At 70.8% G+C, this 17,964-nt stretch carries 11 protein-coding genes; 3 read left to right on the top strand and 8 right to left on the bottom strand.

Going from position 1 to position 17,964, the window contains the following annotated elements:
• Positions 1-7: 7 nt before the first annotated feature.
• Positions 8-3,928, bottom strand: a complete 3,921-nt coding sequence (locus tag ENSA5_RS21345; RefSeq protein WP_106393522.1) for a hypothetical protein — start codon at positions 3,926-3,928, stop codon at positions 8-10.
• A 26-nt stretch (positions 3,929-3,954) separates the two neighbouring features.
• Positions 3,955-7,920: a DUF3857 domain-containing protein gene (locus ENSA5_RS21340; RefSeq protein WP_106393521.1), complete on the bottom strand. Its 3,966-nt coding sequence runs from the start codon at positions 7,918-7,920 to the stop codon at positions 3,955-3,957.
• Positions 7,921-7,988: 68 nt separating this feature from the next.
• On the opposite strand from ENSA5_RS21340, the gene ENSA5_RS21335 reads away from it, so the two are divergent.
• Positions 7,989-8,855 (top strand): decaprenyl-phosphate phosphoribosyltransferase, encoded by an 867-nt coding sequence (locus tag ENSA5_RS21335; RefSeq protein ID WP_106393520.1) that lies wholly within the window; start codon positions 7,989-7,991, stop codon positions 8,853-8,855.
• Positions 8,856-8,859: 4 nt separating this feature from the next.
• Here ENSA5_RS21335 and ENSA5_RS21330 read toward each other — a convergent pair whose 3' ends face one another.
• Both ENSA5_RS21330 and ENSA5_RS21325 read right to left on the bottom strand, forming a co-directional pair.
• A complete protein-coding gene (locus ENSA5_RS21330) occupies positions 8,860-10,143 on the bottom strand; it encodes a succinylglutamate desuccinylase/aspartoacylase family protein (protein WP_106393519.1) in 1,284 nt (427 codons plus the stop codon).
• Positions 10,144-12,060 carry a CBS domain-containing protein gene (locus ENSA5_RS21325; protein ID WP_106393518.1) on the bottom strand — a complete coding sequence of 639 codons (1,917 nt, stop codon included), beginning with the start codon at positions 12,058-12,060 and terminating at the stop codon, positions 10,144-10,146. It lies immediately after the preceding gene.
• Between the two features lie 182 nt (positions 12,061-12,242).
• On the opposite strand from ENSA5_RS21325, the gene dtd reads away from it, so the two are divergent.
• Both dtd and ENSA5_RS21315 read left to right on the top strand, forming a co-directional pair.
• Positions 12,243-12,695, top strand: a complete 453-nt coding sequence (gene dtd / locus ENSA5_RS21320; RefSeq protein ID WP_106393517.1) for a D-aminoacyl-tRNA deacylase — start codon at positions 12,243-12,245, stop codon at positions 12,693-12,695.
• Positions 12,696-12,735: 40 nt separating this feature from the next.
• Positions 12,736-13,929 (top strand): serine/threonine-protein kinase, encoded by a 1,194-nt coding sequence (locus ENSA5_RS21315; protein ID WP_106393516.1) that lies wholly within the window; start codon positions 12,736-12,738, stop codon positions 13,927-13,929.
• An 8-nt stretch (positions 13,930-13,937) separates the two neighbouring features.
• Here the strand turns inward: ENSA5_RS21315 and ENSA5_RS21310 are convergent, their stop codons facing one another.
• The 4 genes from ENSA5_RS21310 to ENSA5_RS21295 form a co-directional block, all read right to left on the bottom strand.
• Positions 13,938-14,510: a hypothetical protein gene (locus ENSA5_RS21310; protein ID WP_106393515.1), complete on the bottom strand. Its 573-nt coding sequence runs from the start codon at positions 14,508-14,510 to the stop codon at positions 13,938-13,940.
• A gap of 20 nt (positions 14,511-14,530) precedes the next feature.
• Positions 14,531-15,271: an SDR family NAD(P)-dependent oxidoreductase gene (locus tag ENSA5_RS21305; protein WP_106393514.1), complete on the bottom strand. Its 741-nt coding sequence runs from the start codon at positions 15,269-15,271 to the stop codon at positions 14,531-14,533.
• Positions 15,272-15,302: 31 nt separating this feature from the next.
• Positions 15,303-16,718 (bottom strand): FAD-binding oxidoreductase, encoded by a 1,416-nt coding sequence (locus ENSA5_RS21300; RefSeq protein WP_106393513.1) that lies wholly within the window; start codon positions 16,716-16,718, stop codon positions 15,303-15,305.
• A 91-nt stretch (positions 16,719-16,809) separates the two neighbouring features.
• Positions 16,810-17,931 carry a mechanosensitive ion channel family protein gene (locus ENSA5_RS21295; protein WP_106393512.1) on the bottom strand — a complete coding sequence of 374 codons (1,122 nt, stop codon included), beginning with the start codon at positions 17,929-17,931 and terminating at the stop codon, positions 16,810-16,812.
• Positions 17,932-17,964 lie beyond the last annotated feature (33 nt).

Genomic DNA, 17,964 nt, shown 5'->3' with positions numbered 1-17,964 from the left:
GCGGCGCTCAGTGGGCCCGCAACAGCTGCTGCTCCGCGGCCTGGATCCGCGTGGCAAAGGAAGCGAGCGAGCGATACTCGCGGGCCTCGACGATCCCAGGCGTGAGCGTCGAGCGGCTCTCGAGCACGAGCTCGTGCTTGCCCACGCCGCCGGCCGAGACCGTCCGCGTGTAGCTGCCCCAGCTGTCCTCGACCGTGACGTCGGCGGGCACCTCGGTGAAGCTGGGCCCGTCGAGCAGATAGCGGACCTTGGCCTCGAGCACGGGCGCGTAAGGGATGACCATGCCGCTCCAGCGCTTGGGCAGGCGGGTGTAGCCGGTCGCGGGATCGATCGGGACGGCCGACGCGAGCATGATCAGCTCGCCGCCCTGCACGACCCCGCCGTTGCGGGCCCGGGCCGAGAACTCGATGACCAGGGGGAGGTCGAGCTCCCACTGGTTGCCAAACTCGAGGTGCTCGAGATCCAAGCTGGCCCCGGGCAACATCCGCGAGAGCTCGGCCTGGGTGAAGACCTCGGGCAGGCGATCAGCGTCGACCTTGTCGAACACGTCGCGCCAGATGATCGCCTCGAGCCCGCGCAGCTCGATGGTCCCGTGCACGCGCCCGCCCCCGCCCTCGTCGAGGGCGATCTCGACGTCCCAGCGGCGCAGGTCGCCGAAGCGCTCGGGGTTGCTGGGCACGTCGACGTAACCGGCCGCGGGCTCGTCGTCCTCGAGCCGCAGGCGCAGGGCCCGGCCGTCGGCGTAGCTCGGCGACAGGTAGCCGATCGGCACGACCTCGGAGCTGGTTCCGACCAGCAGCGGCGGCTTGGCGCTGCCCTCGGCCTCGCCGTCGAAGATCGCCAACATCGCGGTGTCGTAGCTCTCGACCAGCGGGTTGCCGCCCTCGTAGATCGTCGGGCCGAAGCGGTCGCGCAGCAGCCAGACCTGGCTGTCGATCCCGACCGCCTCACACATGGCTCGCAGCAGCATCAGCCGCCCACCTTGGCGAGCCGAGAGCGTGACCGTGGCCGGCGTCGAGAGGTCGCCGCCGTCCTCGATCTCGTCGACGACCCAGCGCCACAGCGCGTCGACCTTGTCGTGAGTGTTGGTGTACTGCTCGGTGACGCTGTACGCGATATCGCGCAGCTCGGGGTTGGTCCGCTGGGCCGGGCGCAGCTGGACGGCGAGCTGGTCGAGCCAGTCGTCGACCGAGAGCGGGACGTGGACCTGGATCATCGGCAGCTCGTCGAGCATCGAGCGCGCGCCCGGCTCGGTCCCGAGCCGCGGGACCTGGCGGGCGAGAAAGGTCAGCTCGGCGAACTCGCCCTCGCGCAGCGAGACCGCGCGCCGCGTGGGCTTGGGCGGGCTGTTGCGGGCCTCGATCTTCACCTTGCCCTCCATCGACTGGGGCATCACGACGATCAGCTCGGATCGATGAAAAGGAACCTCGGGCGACTGAAAGCGGAACCGGCCGAGATCGACGTGGCCCGGGAGCGCGGCCTCGGGCTCGCTCTCGAACACGAACTCGATCTCGACGACGTCGCCGATCGCGAGGCCGCGCAGGCTCAGGCCGTCCTTGCCGGGGATCGACTCGGGCTCGACGATCGTCCCGTCGGGCTTGATCGAGTGCATGGTCAAGAGCTCGACGCCGGGCTGGCTGAACTCACCGTGGGCGTCGATCGACTGATCGCTGAGCACGTGGAACATCTGGTGGACGATGTGCCGATGGCCGCCGTTCTCGTAGAGGATGCTGACCTCGCGGTCGAGGAGCAGGACCTCGCTGACGCCCTCGGACGCGAGGCCTTGCTCGACGTCGCCGCGGTACTCGGCGAGCGCGTCCATGCCGTCGATCCGCCAGTTCATCAGCTCGTCGGGGATGCCCACGTGCTCGCCGATCTCGCGTAGGCGCGAGCTGTGCGGGTAGCGATCGAGCGCGGCGAGCAAGAACTCGCGGGCGGCCTCGGGGTCGCCCGCGTGGGCGTGGAGATCGGCCAGCTCGATCTGCGACAGCGCGCGGTAGGGCGCGATCGCGAGGGTCCGCTGGTGCCACGCGATCGCGTCGTCGTAGCGGCGATCGGCGATCGCGATCTCGGCCAGGGCGTCCATCGCGTCGATGTCGTCGGGGATCCGATCGAGCTGCTCGGTCCACAGCGCGGCGGCCTCGTCGTAGCGCTGGCGCTGGACGGCGAGGCGCGCGCGAACCCCGATGCTGCCCGGGCACTTGGCCAGGTCCTCGGTCAGCTGGTCCTCGGCGACGACCTGGGTCCGCTCGCGGATCAGCTCGCGCCGGGCCATCAACACGTCGCAGCTTTGGGGGTGGATCGCGGCCGCGACCTCGAGCGCCTGCTCGGCTTGAAAGTCGCTCCCGCGCCGCCGGTAGGCGTCGAAGCGCAGCATCGCGAGCATCAGCGCGCCCGCGCCCGAGACCGCGCTGTCGGGCATCGCCTCGAGCTCTTCGACGACCTCGGCGACCTCGCCCCGATCGAGGCGCAGCGAGAGCAGCGAGAGCTGGGCCCGGGCGAGGCTGGGGTCGAGGGCCAGGCTCTGCTCGAGCTCGCTCTGCTGGCGGGTGGCCGAGCTGGTCTTGCCCCGCGAGGGGTCGCGGAACTCGAAGTCGGACAGCAGCAGGTGAGCCTCGGCGAAGCCCTGGGACACCTCGCGCAGGCTCAGCGCGATCTGCTCGGCGCGGTCGGAGTCGCCGTCGGCGAGGGCGTCGTCGAGGGCCAGGAAGTCACGCAGCGGCGCGTAGACCGGGCCGCGCAGGCCCAGCTCACCGCCGGCCCAGGGCTGGATCTCGAGCATGTGCTCGGCCCCGGCCTCGAGCGGTCGACTTGGGTCGTGATCGAGGCGCCAGTCGCCCTTGGTGTCGGCGTCGGCCCGGACCTTCAGCCCGCGCCCGGCGAGGTCGGTCGCCCGCAGCAGCAGCCACACGCGCTCGCTCGGGATCGCGGTCCGGACCTCGACGCGGTGGACGCCGGGCCCGGCCGGGATCACGAAGGTCGGACCGTCGACGGGGTAGCGATCGGTCCGATCTTTGGCCCAAACCAGCTGGTCGTCGACGTAGACCCGGGCGTCGCGCTGGGCCCCGACCGAGAGCCGAAAGGCGCGCTCATTCGCCGGGACCTCGACGGTCGTGCGCAGCCGACGGATGCCCGAGTTGGGCTCGGGGTTCCAGACCCGAAAGGCACACGAGAGCTGGGTGGCGACGGCGCCCTCGGGGTCGGGGGTGAACGAGCGATCGACCTCGAGCCGGGCGAGCTCGAGCGGCCCGCGGTAGCCCTCGAGCTCACCGACGACCCAGTCTTGGATGCAGCCTTGCTGGGCGTAAAAGGGCCGGTAGTCGGCGCCGAGGCGCCGCGCGATCTTGGCCCGGGTGCTGAGCAGCTGCTCGACGGTCTCGCCCGGGTAGCTGTCGAGATCGAGCCCGTCGAACAGCGCGGTGAACTGCTCGGCGTCGCCGAGGCGCAGGCCGTCGAGCGAGTCGAGCGCGCGGGCGGCGAGGGGCGTGAGCGCGAGGGCCAGGACGCGATCGCGGCGCTTGTCGTGGGCCGGGGCGTCGCGCAGCAGGGCCGCGTACTCGGCCCAGGCCCGGTCGAGGTCGAGGTGGCTCTTGGCGATCGTCGCCCGCGAGAAGCGAGCCAGGGGCGGCGGGCTGTCGAGGCTCGTGAGCCGATCGAGGTGGGAGCTCGCGCGGCTCGGCTCGGCGAGGTGCAGCCAGTAGACGTGGGCGAGCTCGAGCCGGGCGTCGTGGTCGTCGGGGTGCTTGGCCAGCCAACGCTCGAGTTGCTCGGCGTGCTCGGCCGCGGCGCTCTGATCGAAGATCGCGTCGCGGGCCTGGGGCCGGCAGCCCGAGGTGACCGGGACGATCAGCGCGAGCAGCAAGAGGGTCAGCAGCGCGAAGGGGCGGCGCCGGGTCATGGTCGAGGTCGGGGCTGCGGAGGACATCATCAGGGGGCCTGGGCACGAAGGGCGCGTCAGCGAGACGCGCTGGCCTCGAAGGCTTGGGCGAGGGCCGCGTCGACCTCGCGCAGGAAATCGCGGAACGCCTCGTACTCCGCCGGCTCGACGCGCGGGCGCGAGAACTCGAGGCTGGTGGTGATCGTCGCGCTGCGGGCCTCGGCCTCGACCTCGAGCTCGAAGCGCCCGAAGGGCGACTCGACCCGGCTGGGCTTGGGCGTGTGGCTGAGCTCGAGCCCGCGCGGGAGCGTGTAGTGGATCGTGCGGACCTCGCTATTGGGCACGCCGAGGACCAGCGGCTGCTCGCGGCGAGCCTGGGGCGCGACCGAGCGCAGGAGCTCGACCTCGTGGCCGAGCACCCGCCAGCGCAGACCGGCGGCCTCGCTCCCCTGCCCCGCCGCCTGGACCTGGGCCCAGCCCGGGACGCTGAGCTTGGCCTCGACGCGGACCGGGGCGAGGACGTCGTCGATGCCGGGGAAGCTCGCGCTGCGGACCTCGATCCCGGGGAAGGTCCGCGACAGCTGCTTGGTCAGGAGCTCCTCGCGCTGCTCCTTGGCCTCGAGGGTCGCGCGCCACGAGGCCGCGCCGGTCCCGACGAGGGTCATGTCGTGGTCGACCTCGGCGCTGCCCTCGGGCCCGAGGCGCACGCCGATCTCGAACTCGCTGCGGTTCTGATCGGGCGTGGCGTAGGGGATGGTTCGGAAGCTCGCGCCCTCGCCGTCCTCGATCACGACCACGCTCGCGCCCTGATCGCCGGCCGGGAGCTCGAAGGCCCCGGAGTGCTCGGCGGTGCCGTCCATGAACAGGTCGTACTTGGGCACGTAGACGATCGCGTGGTTGAAGGCCGAGAGGCTCGCGGGGCTGTCGTCGATCGTCCCGAGGTCGCGGGTCCGGACCAGGACCAGGTGACTGGCCACGCCGATCTCGGCGAGCATGACCTTGAGCAGCGAGGCCTTGTCCTTGCAGTCGCCGAAGCGGCGGTTGTAGATGTCGGTGGTCCGGTAGGGCTTGTAGCCGTGGATCCCGAACTCGAGCCCGACGTAGCGGGTCTCGCGGATCACGTGGCGGTAGAGGGCCGCGACCTTGTCGCGCTCGTCGGCGTCCTTGGGCAGCGCGGCGAGGGCCTCGGCGACGCCGGCTTGGATCGCGTCGTCGACCAGGAGCTGGCCCTCGACGAGGCCCCAGTACCAGCGCCCGACCTCGTCCCAGGTCGCGTAGGTGCTGACGTGGAGGTAGTCGGCGACCTCGGTCCAGCCGGGCATGTCGGCCTCGGAGCGGAGCCCGGCGAGGTCGTCTCGGGTCAGACGGTAGACGCCGGTCTGGCCGTCGGCGCCGGGCTCGTGGTCGAGCTTGTGGTTGAAGTGGAGCTTCAGGTCCGCGGGCGCCTCGAGCACGTACTCGAGGTGGCGGGTCGGCTCGAGGCTCTGGAGTGGGACCAGATCGCCGTAGTACTCGTCGAACTTGTTGCGCGAGGCCACGTCGCGGCGCACGAACGCGACCTCGACCACGTCGCCGACGCGGAGGCCCGGGAACTGCACGGCGACGCCGCGCTGGTCGTAGTACATGCGGTAGCCCGCGGCCCCGACCGAGTAGTGGCGGGTGATCCCGATGTCCTCGATCCGCCCGTCGCGTCGGTAGACCCGCGCCCGGCGGACCTCGACGTAGCTCTCGTCGGGCTCGTAGCCGAAATCGTGGCGGGCCTGGCTCTCGATCCCGCGCTCGTCGAGGATCTTGATGATCCGGTGATCGAGGCGCTCGCCGAGGCCGCTCTGGCCGATCCGGGTCGCGATCATGCGGTGGAGCACGGCCGCGTCCTTGCCCTTCCAGCTCTTGGGCTCGGGCCCGTCGTCGGCGGCGGCGACGACCTCCTCGAGCTCGACGGCGTAGCGCGTGAACACGTCGTCCCCCGCGGCCCCGAGCGTGGTCAGGAGGTCGCGGAGCTCGGGCTGCTGGGGGTTGAGCTCGAGGCTGCGCTGGAACGCGAGCACGCTGCCGGCCTGGTCGCCCGCGCGGCTCTGCAAGAAGCCGAGCGCGGTGTGCAGCTGCGGGTCCTGGGGCGCGAGCTCGACGGCGGTCTCGAGCGCGGCGACGGCCAGGTCGTAGTTGGTCGCGGCCTCCTCGAGGCCGGCGAGGCGACGCCAGGCCGAGGGCCGCCCCGGGGCCGCGGCGACGAGGTCGCGCGCGAGGGCGACCGCGGGCTCGATCTCGCCGAGGCGCAGGTGCGCCTCGATCCGCTGCTCGATCACCGCCGCGTCGCCGCTGTGCGCCCGGCTGTGCTGCTCGAGCAGCGCGAGGCCCTCGCGGACGCGCCCGAGCTCGATCTCGCGGCCGGCCGCCTCGCGCAGGATCGTGGCCGAGTCGGGGTAGCGACGGCGCAGATCTTCGAGCCAGGTCATGGCCGCGAGATCGAAGCCGTCGTTGGACAGCCGCTCGAGGTGCGCGAGCTCGATCAGGGCGTCGTCGGGCGCGACGCGGCGGGCCTCGTCGAGCAGGGCCTCGGTCCGGCGCTCGAGCCCGAGGGCCGCGTTGGTGTAGGCGAGCTCAATCAGCATCTGCGAGTGCTCGATGATCGCCTCGTCGCCGATCGCCTCGGCTCGCTCGACGCCCTCTTCAAAGGCCGCGCGGGCCCGGGCGGAGTCGTCTTCGGCCAGGCCCAAGAACAGCGCGCTGCGGGCCGACTGCACGGCCGCGTCGGCCTCGCGGGCCTGATCGCGGCCGGTGAAGTCCTCGCGCGAGAAGGGCCCGACCCAGCTGTAGAACTCGGTGAGGGCCAATTCGTCCTCGGGCGCGACCCTCGACCGGAGCTCGTCGTCGGCGGCGTCCTCGAACAGCTTGCGCAGCGACAGCGGAGGCTTGGCCGCGCGCGCGTCGGGATCGATCTCGCTCGAGCTCTGCTCCGGGGCCGCCGCGGGCAGCACGGTCGCGTCGACCGGGGGCGAGCCGTCGGCCTCGAGCCCCGGGATCGGCGCGCCGTCGGCCCCGCTGATCCGGGCGAAGAAGCCCCAGGCGCCGGCCTCACAGCCGACCTTGACCAGGATCCGGTTCCAGCCAGCCTCGAGGGTGATCGCGTAGGCGTCTTGGAGAGGCTGCGGGCGGCGGTAGGCCTGGCCCTCGCCGACGAGCTCGGGCCCCACCCAGATCTTGTGGGCGCCGCCGGTCCCGACGTGGATGACGGCCTCGGTCTGCTTGGGCGCGTGGACCCAGGTCGTCGCGTAGCCGGTGACGTACTCGTTGGGCCGGAGGAACTCGTCGAACGAGACGTAGCCGCCGGCGAGGGTGTTCTCGGGCTCGTAGGGGCGCCAGTCGACGGGCTCGCCCGCGAGCTTGCCCTCGAAGCTCTGCCCCGGCGCCCAGTCTTCGAGCTCGGGTCCGAAGGCGTGGTCGTGGCCGGTGCGGTTGGCGTTGTCGAAGGGTCCGACGATCCGCCACGAGAGCAGCGCGCCGTGCTCGGCGTAGAGCGCCCGGGCCTCGTCGAGCTCGCCCGCGTCCTCGTGGAGCTGAGCGCGGCCCTCGGCGGCGAGCGAGCGGACCAGGGGGTGCCGACGGCGATCTTCGCGGATCTCGTCGACAAAGGAGATGAGCTCGGCGCGATCGACCTCGCCAGACAGCGCGGGCAGCAGACCGAGCAACGCGAGCGCCGCGACGTGGTCGCGGCCGCGGTGGTCGGCGAGCAGATCTCGGCGACGCTCGAGCTCACGCTGCCACCGACCGACCATCCCGGCCGCGGGGTCGAGCACGCCCGGCTCCCACAAGGGCGCGTCGAGATCGAGGACAGCGTCGCTCGAGCTCGGCTGGGGCCCACGATCTGCGGGGATCACGACCGACCCGGGCGCGTCCGCGCCGAACCCGACCCCGAGGACCCCGGGATCCGTGACCGCGCCCGCGACGGGGCCGGAGCCGGCCGCCGCCTCGCTCGAGCACAGCGCCAACACGCTTGCGAGCGCGAGAGAGGAGAGCAGGGCTCGCTTGGGCTGGCGATTCATCGTCTGGTGACCTCCGTCGGCCCGAGGATGGAACATCCGGCGGCCTCATGCCATAGTCTCGCCCCGCCGTGTTCCTGGGCCTGCTCAAGACCCTCAGGCCGAAGCAGTGGATCAAAAACGCCTTCGTCGGCGTTCCTCTGGTCTTCGGTCAGAAGCTCCTGGACCTCGACGCCCTGTGGCGCGTCGCGGCCGCCTTCGCGTTGTTCTGCCTGGTCTCGGGCTGCGTGTACGTGATCAACGACATCGTCGATGTCGAGAAAGATCGCGCCCACCCCAAGAAGAAGAGCCGGCCGATCGCCTCGGGCAAGCTGCCGCCGTCGATCGCGCGCAACTTCACGATCGTCGCGGTCCCGTTCGCGCTCGGGGCCGCGTTCATGCTCGCGCCGCTCTACGCGGCCACGCTCGGCGGCTACTTCGGGCTCAACATCGCCTACTGCTTTTGGACCAAGAAGGTCCCCTACCTCGACGTGCTCTCGATCGCGACCGGCTTCGTGCTCCGCGTGCTCGCGGGCGCGCTGGTCATCGGACTGCCGCCCTCGCCGTGGCTCTTGGGCTGCACCGCCCTGCTCGCGATGTTCCTCGGCTTCGGCAAGCGCGCCCACGAGTTCGCCCAGTCCGGGGCCAAGACCCGCTCGGTGCTCGAGCACTACTCCGGCGACGCGCTGCGCTGGGTCCTCCACACGCTCGCGCTGCTGACCGCCGTGGTCTACGGGCTCTACACCCAAAGCGCGCACGTGGCCGCGACCTTCGGCGACGCCCCGCTGATCTACACCCTGCCCTTCCCGATCATCGGGATCCTGCGCTTCATCCACCTGGTCACCTCGCGGCCCGACGCCGAGAGCCCGACCGAGGAGATGCTCCGCGACTGGCTGTTCATGGGCAACTTCGTGGTCTGGCTGGTGGTGACCGGGCTCGTGCTCTACTGGGGCCAGTAGCCTGCTAGTCCGGGGCGAAGGCCTCGCCGATCGTGCTCGCCCGACCGCGGCGCTTGCTCTCGGCTTGGCGGCGCCGCGCGACCCGAAGCTGCCCGTCCGCGGGCACGTCCTTGCGGTAGCCGAGCAGGCGCAGGACCTTTTTGACGGCGGGCCGGTTGCCGACGCGGCCAACGGTGATCTCGTCGGCGACGCTGTCATCGACCTCGATCCCGGGCAGGTAGGGCAGCAGGCGATCGACCTCGAGCTTGCGCAGCGCGGCCGAGAGCTGGAGCCGCGCGTTGCCGAGATCGCGGGCGATGAAGAAGCCGTCCTCGCCCTGGCCCTGGTAGAGCGGCATCAGCACGCGGCCGGTCGCCGGCGAGCCGATCTCGCCGTCGCGGTCGATCGCCAGGCGCTGGTTACGGCGGACGTCCTGGAAATTGTGAAACCCGGGGTCCATGCGAAACCCGTCCTCGGGGGTGATCGGGTGGCGGTAGACGATCTCGACGGCGCGCGGCAGCCCGGCCGCGGCCTGGGCCAGGCGCGCCTCGCAGCGCTCGAGCTCGGGCAGCTCCTCGCGCGCGATCAAGCCGTTCGCGACCAGCGCGATCCAGATCGCCGCGACATGGTTCTCGACGGTCCGCGGATCGTCGTGTTGACCGCCCTCGAAGCCGACCGCGACGTGGCCGAGGTCGGCGAGGTAGCCGAGCATCGTGCCCCCGACGGCCTCGTCGAGCCCGAAGATGATCGGGGCCCGGAGCTCGTAGGCGAGCGGCCGATTGCGGAGGGTGTCGGCGACGACCGAGAAGGGCGGACCCTCGGCCGAGAAGCTGTGCAGATCCATGACCACCAGCGGGTGGTCGAAGGTCTCGTCGAGGCGATCGAAGATCTTCAGGAGCTCGCGCTGCTCGACGTCCTCGGGCGAGTCTTCACTGTGGGCCTGGTCGCGCAGGCGGGCGAGGTGATCCGGGAACCACCCCCGGTTGAGATCCCGGGTCATGAAGCGGGCGTTGTGGGCCAGCGCGCGCATGTTGCCCGCGAGGCCCAGGAGCCGGCCCTGGACCGGGATTCGACGCCGCCGCAGCTCGTGCAGGACCCGCTGCAAGGCGATCACCCCGCTCGGCTCGTTGCCGTGGATGCCCCCAATGATGACCAGGGTCGGCCCCGGCGCGACGCCCTCGTGCGCGCCGAGCCAGCGCCGGGTCAGGGTCGCGCCTTCGGGCGGCCACTCGGGGGTCGGCCGGCTTGGCGTGGTCGAACCGGGGCCGAGGTCAGCCTCGGACTTCTCGAGCCCCCGCCGGTCCTGCACTCACTCTCCTCGGAGATAATTGTCGAGCAGGCGGCTGGAGACCTCGATCAGGTCGTGCTCGGTCACGATCCCGACGAGCTTGTCACCTTCGACCACCGGCACCGACCCAACCTTTTTGTCGCGCATGAGCTGGAGGACCTCGAGGGTCGTGGTTCCAGGCTCGACTGTGATCGGATCGGTCCGCATGATCTCGCGCACGGCCACCTTCTCAGCTCCAGCACGATCGAGGTGCCCGCGCGCGACCAGACGTAACACGGCGCGGTGGGAGATCAAGCCGACCAGCTTGCCTTCGTCCTCGACGGGGACGTGGCGAATGCGCTCCCAGTCCATGAGGCTCGCCGCGAGGTCGACGAGGTCCTCGGGGTGGACGGTAAACAGGTCCGTGGTCATGAACTGGCCCACGGTCAGGTAGTTCTCGCGGACATCGCTGACCTTCTCGAAGGCCGCCGGTTTCCAGGTGTGCACGGGGTCGCCGGCCTCCTGGTGCTCGAGCATCGCGTGGGTCAGCGCCCGGGACCGGACATCGCGCGGGCCGTCGACGGGCATCTGGGCCAGCGACTGGATCGCCCACCGCGCGCCCGTGACGCCCTCGCGGACGCGATCCTCGACGACGCCGAGGTAGCGATCGATGTCGGCGACGTCGATCGCGTGGGCCTGGAGCCCCGCGCGCGCGAGCGGCAGCAGCGTGTCGAGGATCAACTTCGACGCGTCGTAGGTGCGACCGTCGATCCAGGTCAGCCGGGCGTCGAGGCCGTAGCGAGCCGACGAGAAGAAGTTGTGCTTCGCGTCGTCGAAGTCCATCGCCTTGCGGATGTCGCTGACCTGATCGCCGAGGCCGGACATCAAGCCGAAGTAGAACGCCGCGCTGCCGACCTCGTCGACGACGCTCGGCCCCGCTGGCAGCGCGCGGTTCTCGATCCGCAGGTGCGGGACCCCGTTGGCGACGCCATAGCAGGCCCGGTTCCACCGGTAGACCGTGCCGTTGTGGAGGCGCAGGGCCTTGAGCTCGGGGGCCTTGCCCTGGCGCAGGGACTCCATTGGATCCTCATCGAGCGAGGTCGAGAGCACGACACGAAAGCGGGCGATGTCCTCGCGGAAGATCTCGAGGACCGAGTCCTCGACCCAGCGATCGCCAAAGCCGACCCGCGGGCGGGCGCTGCGGGCCTTGTGGGCCTCGTTGCGGGTGTCGACGGAGTGGTGGAAGAGGGCCACGCGGGTCTCGTTCCACAGCCGCTTGCCCATCAGCACGGGCGAGTTGACCGACGAGGCCAGGACCGGCGCGGTCACGACCTGCGCGAGGTTGTAGAGCCGGGCGAACTCGCCGGCCTCGACCTGAAAGTGGATCTGGAAGCTGGTGTTGGCGGCCTCGAGCATGACGTTGTCATGGGTCAGCTCGAGCTCGTCCTTGCCCTTGATCAGGACGTGGAAGTCCTGGCCCCCGCGCATCCGCTGCATCGCCCGGTTGAGCGCGAAGTAGCGCGGCAAGGGCGTCATGTTGGACATGACCAGATCGGGCTTGCGCAGGGTCGGGAGGATGCCGGACAGCACGACCTTGGCGTCGTGGGCAGCGGCGGCCTTGCGCGCGACGCCGAGGACCTCCTCGACCTCGGTCTCGAGCGCGCGCAGACACCCCCCGGTGAAGTCTTGGGGCGAGAGGTTGGCCTCGAGGTTGAACTGGGCCAGCTCGGTGGTCAGGCGCGGATCGTTGGCGGTCTCGAGCACCTGGGTCGCGACCGGCGCGACCGAGAGCGTGCGATCGACGAGGAACATCTCTTGCTCCGCGCCGATCCGCCGGACGCCCGACTCGATCATGCCCCGCTCGATGACCTGCTCGAACGCGTGGACGTCGGCGAGGATGGCCCGCATGAACGCACGCAGCTCAGCATCATCGGCCCCGGTGACCTCTTGTTCGCCCATCTATTGTCACGGTACGCAAGCGGCAGGCCCGCGTGCAAGTCGCCGCGAGCGGATTGTCGACCTCGACCTCCGGCGGCGGCCCGATGCCAGGACCCGGGTCACCGCCACGGGCGCCCCCAGGCCGCTCCGCAGGCTGTCGGCGGTGGCGAGCCCCTCGCCGCGACCATGGGTACTATCGCCCAGTGAAGAGCGTAATTCAGCGAGTCAGCCGGGCCGAGGTCCGGGTCGGGGGCGAGATCGTCGGGCAGATCGGGCGTGGAGTCGTCGCCCTCGTCGGTGTCGAGCGCGGCGACGGGCTCGCCGATGCCCACATGACCGCACGCAAGCTCGCGGGGCTGCGGATGTTCCCCGGTGACAAGCCCATGGATCGCAACCTCGTCGACGTCGGCGGCGCGGCGCTGGTCATCAGCCAGTTCACGCTCGCGGGCACGATCCGCAAGGGGCGGCGCCCGAGCTTCGACCGGGCCGAGGATCCGGACAAGGCCGAGCCGCTGTACATGGCCGTGGTCGAGGAGCTGCGCCAGCGCGGGATCCCGACCGAGACCGGGCGCTTCGCGGCGGACATGGAGGTCGAGCTGGTCAACGACGGGCCCGTGACCTTGATGATCTTCACCGAGGGCGGCGTCGTGCGCTGAGCGGGTTGCTTTTTTGCGCGCAGATCTCGACAGTGCCCGGGTGCCACGCGAAGGCCTGCAGCGCTACCAGATCATGGAGTCGCTCGGCGCGGGTAGCCAGGGGCACACCTACCGCGCGATCGATCGTGAGACCGACGACGAGGTCGCGATCAAGGTCCTGTCGCTCGAGGGCGCGCGCGAGTGGAAGGCCTTCGAGCTGTTCGAGCGCGAGGCCAAGACCCTCGCGGGCCTCCGCCACCCGGGCATCCCCCGCTACCGCGACTACTTCAGCAGCGAAGACAGCGGCGACTACTTCCTGGTCATGGATCGGGTCCGCGGTCGGACGCTGGCCGAAGACATGGGCGCGCCGGGCCGCTTCGACGAGGCCCGGCTGCGCCAGCTGATGCGCGGGGTCCTCGACATCCTCGCCTACCTCCACGGGCTGACGCCGCCGATCATCCACCGCGACATCAAGCCCGCCAACATCATCGTCGACGATGAGGGCGTGGTTCACCTCGTCGACTTCGGCGGGGTCCGGGTCGCCACGCGGCTCGAGGGCGGCTCGACGATGATCGGGACCTTCGGCTACATGGCGCCCGAGCAGCTCCACGGCGACGCCGGGCCGGGCGTCGATCTCTACGCGCTCGGGGCCACGATCGCCGCGCTCGCCAGCGGTCGCCCGGCCGACGAATTGCCCCACGAGGGGCTCGCGATCGACCTCGAACAGCTGGTCCTGCCCGACAGCCTCCGCCCGGTCCTGCGCGCGCTGCTCGAGCCCGATCCACGGGCGCGGGCGCGCTCGGTCGCGCAGGTCCGGGCGCTGCTCGACGGGCGACAGCCTTCGCAGCCCCGTCGGCCGACCGCCCGGGCCGAGCCGAGCGAGACCAGCGCGCTGGCCGTGCCCGGGATCGTCCAAGAGCTGGCCGAGACGCCCAAGCCGATGTCGATCCTCGTGTGGCTGGCCGCGCTGCTCGGGGCCGGGGTGCTGATCGTCGTCGAGTTCGCGGTCCTGCCGATCGTGTATCTGATCCTGCGTGCCCTCGCCGACAACAAGCGCAACAAGGGCGAGGCGATCGACGATGACAGGGCCGGCATCACCTCGCTGCGGGATCTTCGACGCTCGGCCGCGCGTCGGCGCGAATTGGTCGCCCACATCATTCAAGGCACCTCGCCGCTGCGCGATGACCCCCCTGCCCTGCCGCCCAGCGCCAAAGATCGCCAAGAGGCCGGCTCTGACGACGCGACTCCGGACTGAGCGCCGCGCTAGCGCGGCTCCGGCAGCGGCTTGGGCGGGCGGTCGAGGTGTTCGCTGCGCTCGACCAACATCTGCACGCTCGCGAGGTGGCGCTCGACCAGGGCCTCGAGGTAGGTCTCATTCGACGCGAACACGCTCGCGGCCTCGCCGGTCAGCACGCGCAGATCATGGTCGAGGCAGGCCTCGAACTCCCACAGATCCCAGCGCTCGTCGGGCGACACGTACAGCCACCCCCCGAGCTGGATGGCCGCGTCGCGCAGGCACCTGCTGCTCCAGACCAGGACCGAGAGCCGGACGCCGAAGGCCCGCGGATCGACCCCGCGCTGGCGGTCGAGGGCCCAGCGCAGCATCAAGAGCAGCATCTGGGCCCGGCGCAGGCTGTTGAGCGCGGTCTTCCACCGCTCGGGCTCCCGCGCCTCGGGCAGCTGGTCGCGGGCCTGCAGCCAGCGGACGCGGACGAGGTCGCGGCCACCTGCGAGCCCGCACGCGCCGCACTCCCAAGCCTGCTCGCCGGCTGCGAGATGATCGAGCAGATCGGAACCACACGCGCGACAGCGCTGACGTTGGAGGACGGGACGCACGGGCCAGGCAGAGCTTACGCTCAAAAGCCGATCCGGCGCATCACGAAGCGCGGCAGCGAGCGGATCACGAGCATGATGTAGCGCCAGATCCACGGCGCGTAGACGACCGGCTTTCCGCGGTCGATCGCGCCCAGCACCCGGGCCGCGACGGCGTCGGCCTCACCCGCGAAGGGCGGCGGCTTCAGGTTCGCGGTCATCCCAGTCTTCACGAACCCGGGCTTGACGCAGATCGTCTCGAGGCCCTCGGCCCGGTACTTGTGGTCGAGGCCCTCGAGGTAGGCCGAGAGCCCGGCCTTGGCCGCGCCGTAGATCACGACGGGCTTGCGCCCGCGATCGCCGGCCACGGAGCTGAACACGCACAACTTACCGCCGCCGCTCGCTAGCAGCTTGACCCGGGCGTGCTCGCAAAAGCCCACGGTGTTGGCGAAGTCCACGGTCACGAGCTTCAGCGCGAGCTCGGTGTCGGCCTCGAGCTGGTCTTGGGTTGCGAACAGACCGGCGGTCACGACTACGCAGTCGAGCTTGCCGAGCGCGGCCTCGGCTGCGTCGAGGGCCGGCCCGAAGCCGCTCGGATCCGCGAGATCGCAGGCCACGGTCTGGACCTCGCGCTCGTCGCCTGCGCGGGCCTCGAGGTCGCGGGCCGAGCGCTCGAGCTCGTCGGGGTTGCGCCCGAGCAGCACCAGCCGATCTCCGCGCGCCGCCATCAGGCGAGCGAGTGAGCGACCCATGCCCTTGGTGGCGCCGAGGATGGCTACGTGCATGCGCCCTAGGTACCGTGTTTGCGCGCCAGCGTCAGCTCGGATCGCCCAACACGCGGACGGACTGGGCGCTGCGCAGGCGCAGGTCCGGATCCCAGCGGCGCCGGACGGCCATGAAGCGCTCGAGCCGCTCGCCCTCCATCGCGCGGAAGTGCTCGGGCCGAGTGAAGGCGTCCTTGGCCAGGTAGATGCGCCCGCCCTCGGCCAGCGTGGCCTCGTTGAGGCGATCGACGAGGGCCTGGGTGTCCTTGCGAACGGGGATGTCGAGGGCGATCGAGATCCCGCGGGTCGGGAACGAGAGCATGGCCTCGCTCTGCGGCCCGCAGTCCTTGATCACGCACAAGAACGAGGCGCCGCCCTTGGTCGTGGTCAGGACCTCGAGGAAGCGCCGCGCGGCCTCGGGCCCGGCCGCGTCGGGCAGCACGCACTGATACTGGGTGAAGCCCTTGCGCCCGTAGGCCCGGTTCCAGTGGCGGACCTTGTCGAGCGGGTAGAAGAAGCTCTCCCAGTGCACGGGCTTTTGCCGGTGGGTCGGCTTGCGATACACGCCCGCGTTGAACACCCGGACCGTCAGGGGGTTGAGCGTCCAGCTCGGCAGCATGAAGGGCACGGTCAGGCGCGAGAAGGGCTGCGCGGGCTTGGCCCGGGCCTCGTCGGGGGTCGCCCAGCGGCCCCGAAACAACACCCCACGCCCGAGTCGTCGGCCCCTCGACACGCAGTCGATCCAGCCCATGGTCATCGGCCAGTCGCGGGCCGACTCCTTGAGCAGGCGGATGTAGTCGCCGATGTCGGGCACGCGGATCGTCTCGCCCCAGATCCAGGTGCTCGGGATCTTGTCCATGCGGAACTCGACCTCGAGGATGTGGCCCGTGAGGCCCATGCCGCCGATCGTGGCCCAGAACAGATCGGGGTGGTCCTCGGGCGAGCACCACAGCACGCGGCCGTCGGCGACGCGCATCAGGAGGCGGCGCACGTGCTGGCCGAAGCAGCCGGCGACGTGGTGGTTCTTGCCGTGGACGTCGGCCGCGACCGCCCCGCCGAGGGTCACGAACTGCGTGCCCGGGGTCACGGGCGGGAACAGACCCCGGGGGATCATCAGGCGGTTGATCTCGTGGAGGCTGAGCCCGGCCTCGGCCCGCATGATGCCCGTGTCCGGATCGAAGGCGAGGATCCGATCGGCGAGCACGGTCCCGGCGACCTCGAGCTCGCCCGGTGGCGGCAGCGCGGAGTCACCGTAGGCGCGGCCGAGCCCGCGCGAGAGCACCCGCCCGGCCGTGAGCGCGCGCAGATCCTCGGACCGGACCTCGACCCCGGGACCCGGGAGGTTGCCCCACCCGACGAGGGTCGGCTGCCCGCCCGGCCCCAGGCTCGGCCCGGGGACCAACCTGGCGCTCGGGTCACGCAGGGGAACCAGGGTCTGGTCGGCGGCGACGCTGTCCGCGGTCTCCATCAGCTGCGAGCTTAGGGGGGAGCCGCTGGAGTCAGCAAGCGCCGCGGGGCGCTTGCACGACAATGGCGAGGGTCGGGCACACGCTCGCCCCTCAGCGGGGCAGCTCGCGCTCCATGGCCTCGGGCGCGCCGGGCGGGAGGCTCTCGATGTACAGGCTCTGGCTCGGGAACGCGAAGCTCAGCCCGATGTCCTGGAAGCGGCGCATGATCTCGAGCAGCAGCTCCTCGCGGATCTGCATGTACTCGTCCCAGCGCGTGGTGAGCGTGAACGCGTAGACGAAGATGTCGAGGCTGCTCGCGCCAAAGTTCGTGAAGTTCACGAGCATGAAGTCCTGCGAGACGCGCTCGTCGCCCTGGAGGAGCTCACGGATCGACGCGACGCCCGCCTGAACCTGGCTGGGGTTGGCGTCGTAGGTCACGCCGATCGTCAGCTTGATTCGGCGCTTGCGCATCCGCGACCAGTTGTTGATCGCGGTCGTGGTCAGCGCCGAGTTCGGCACGGTGATCAGGCTATTTGCGAAGGTCCGGATCCGCGTGACTCGCAGACCCACGGCCTCGACGGTGCCCTCTTGGCTGCCGATCTCGACCCAGTCACCGACCATGAAGGGCCGGTCGACGAAGATCACGATCGACCCGAACAAGTTGGCGATGGTGTCTTTCGACGCGAGCGCGATCGCGGCCCCGCCGATCCCGAGCCCCGCGAGGACCGAGCCGACCTGACCGCCGAGGTTCTGGACGATGACCAGGACCCCGACGACGAGGATCGAGATCTTGGCCAGGGTCCGCACGACCGGGACGAGCTGGTCGTCGAAGGTGCTCGCGGTCTGATCCGCGCGATCGCCCCAGATCGCCGTGAGGCCGTTGGTCAGGCGGGTGCCGAACCACATCAAAAAGGGCATCTGCGTGGCGAACAGCAGCTTGAGCGAGCCCAGGGCGGTCGCCGCCAGCGCGCGGTCGCCCGCGCCGTCCGCCATCATGATCACGTAGGCGATCCAGACCGCAGACACGATGATCGCCCAGCGCAGCGGGCCGTCGAGGGCGATGATCACCGCGCCCCGGATCGAGTCGGTGTTGGCCTTGTCGGCGACCCGCGACAGGACCAAATTGATGACCCAAGACAGCGCGAGGCCGATGATGATCGCAAGCAGGACGTAGCCGACCTGGTGCACGCTGATGTCGCTGCCAAGCAGCTTGGTCGCTAAGAATTCACTCATGGCGGCGCCGGGGCTGAGACTCTACATGTCCAG

The organism is Enhygromyxa salina, assembly GCF_002994615.1.
Taxonomy (GTDB): domain Bacteria; phylum Myxococcota_A; class Polyangia; order Nannocystales; family Nannocystaceae; genus Plesiocystis; species Plesiocystis salina_A.
Note: the sequence above shows the minus strand (reverse complement) of the source record. Positions and strands in the feature narration are given on the sequence as shown.

Bases quoted from the DNA above. Each gene is read 5' to 3' on its own strand.
- ENSA5_RS21295 (WP_106393512.1), bottom strand. From the start codon at position 17,931: ATGAGTGAATTCTTAGCGACCAAGCTGCTTGGCAGCGACATCAGCGTG.
- ENSA5_RS21345 (WP_106393522.1), bottom strand. From the start codon at position 3,928: ATGATGTCCTCCGCAGCCCCGACCTCGACCATGACCCGGCGCCGCCCC.
- ENSA5_RS21325 (WP_106393518.1), bottom strand. From the start codon at position 12,060: ATGGGCGAACAAGAGGTCACCGGGGCCGATGATGCTGAGCTGCGTGCG.
- ENSA5_RS21340 (WP_106393521.1), bottom strand. From the start codon at position 7,920: ATGAATCGCCAGCCCAAGCGAGCCCTGCTCTCCTCTCTCGCGCTCGCA.
- ENSA5_RS21300 (WP_106393513.1), bottom strand. From the start codon at position 16,718: ATGGAGACCGCGGACAGCGTCGCCGCCGACCAGACCCTGGTTCCCCTG.
- ENSA5_RS21305 (WP_106393514.1), bottom strand. From the start codon at position 15,271: ATGCACGTAGCCATCCTCGGCGCCACCAAGGGCATGGGTCGCTCACTC.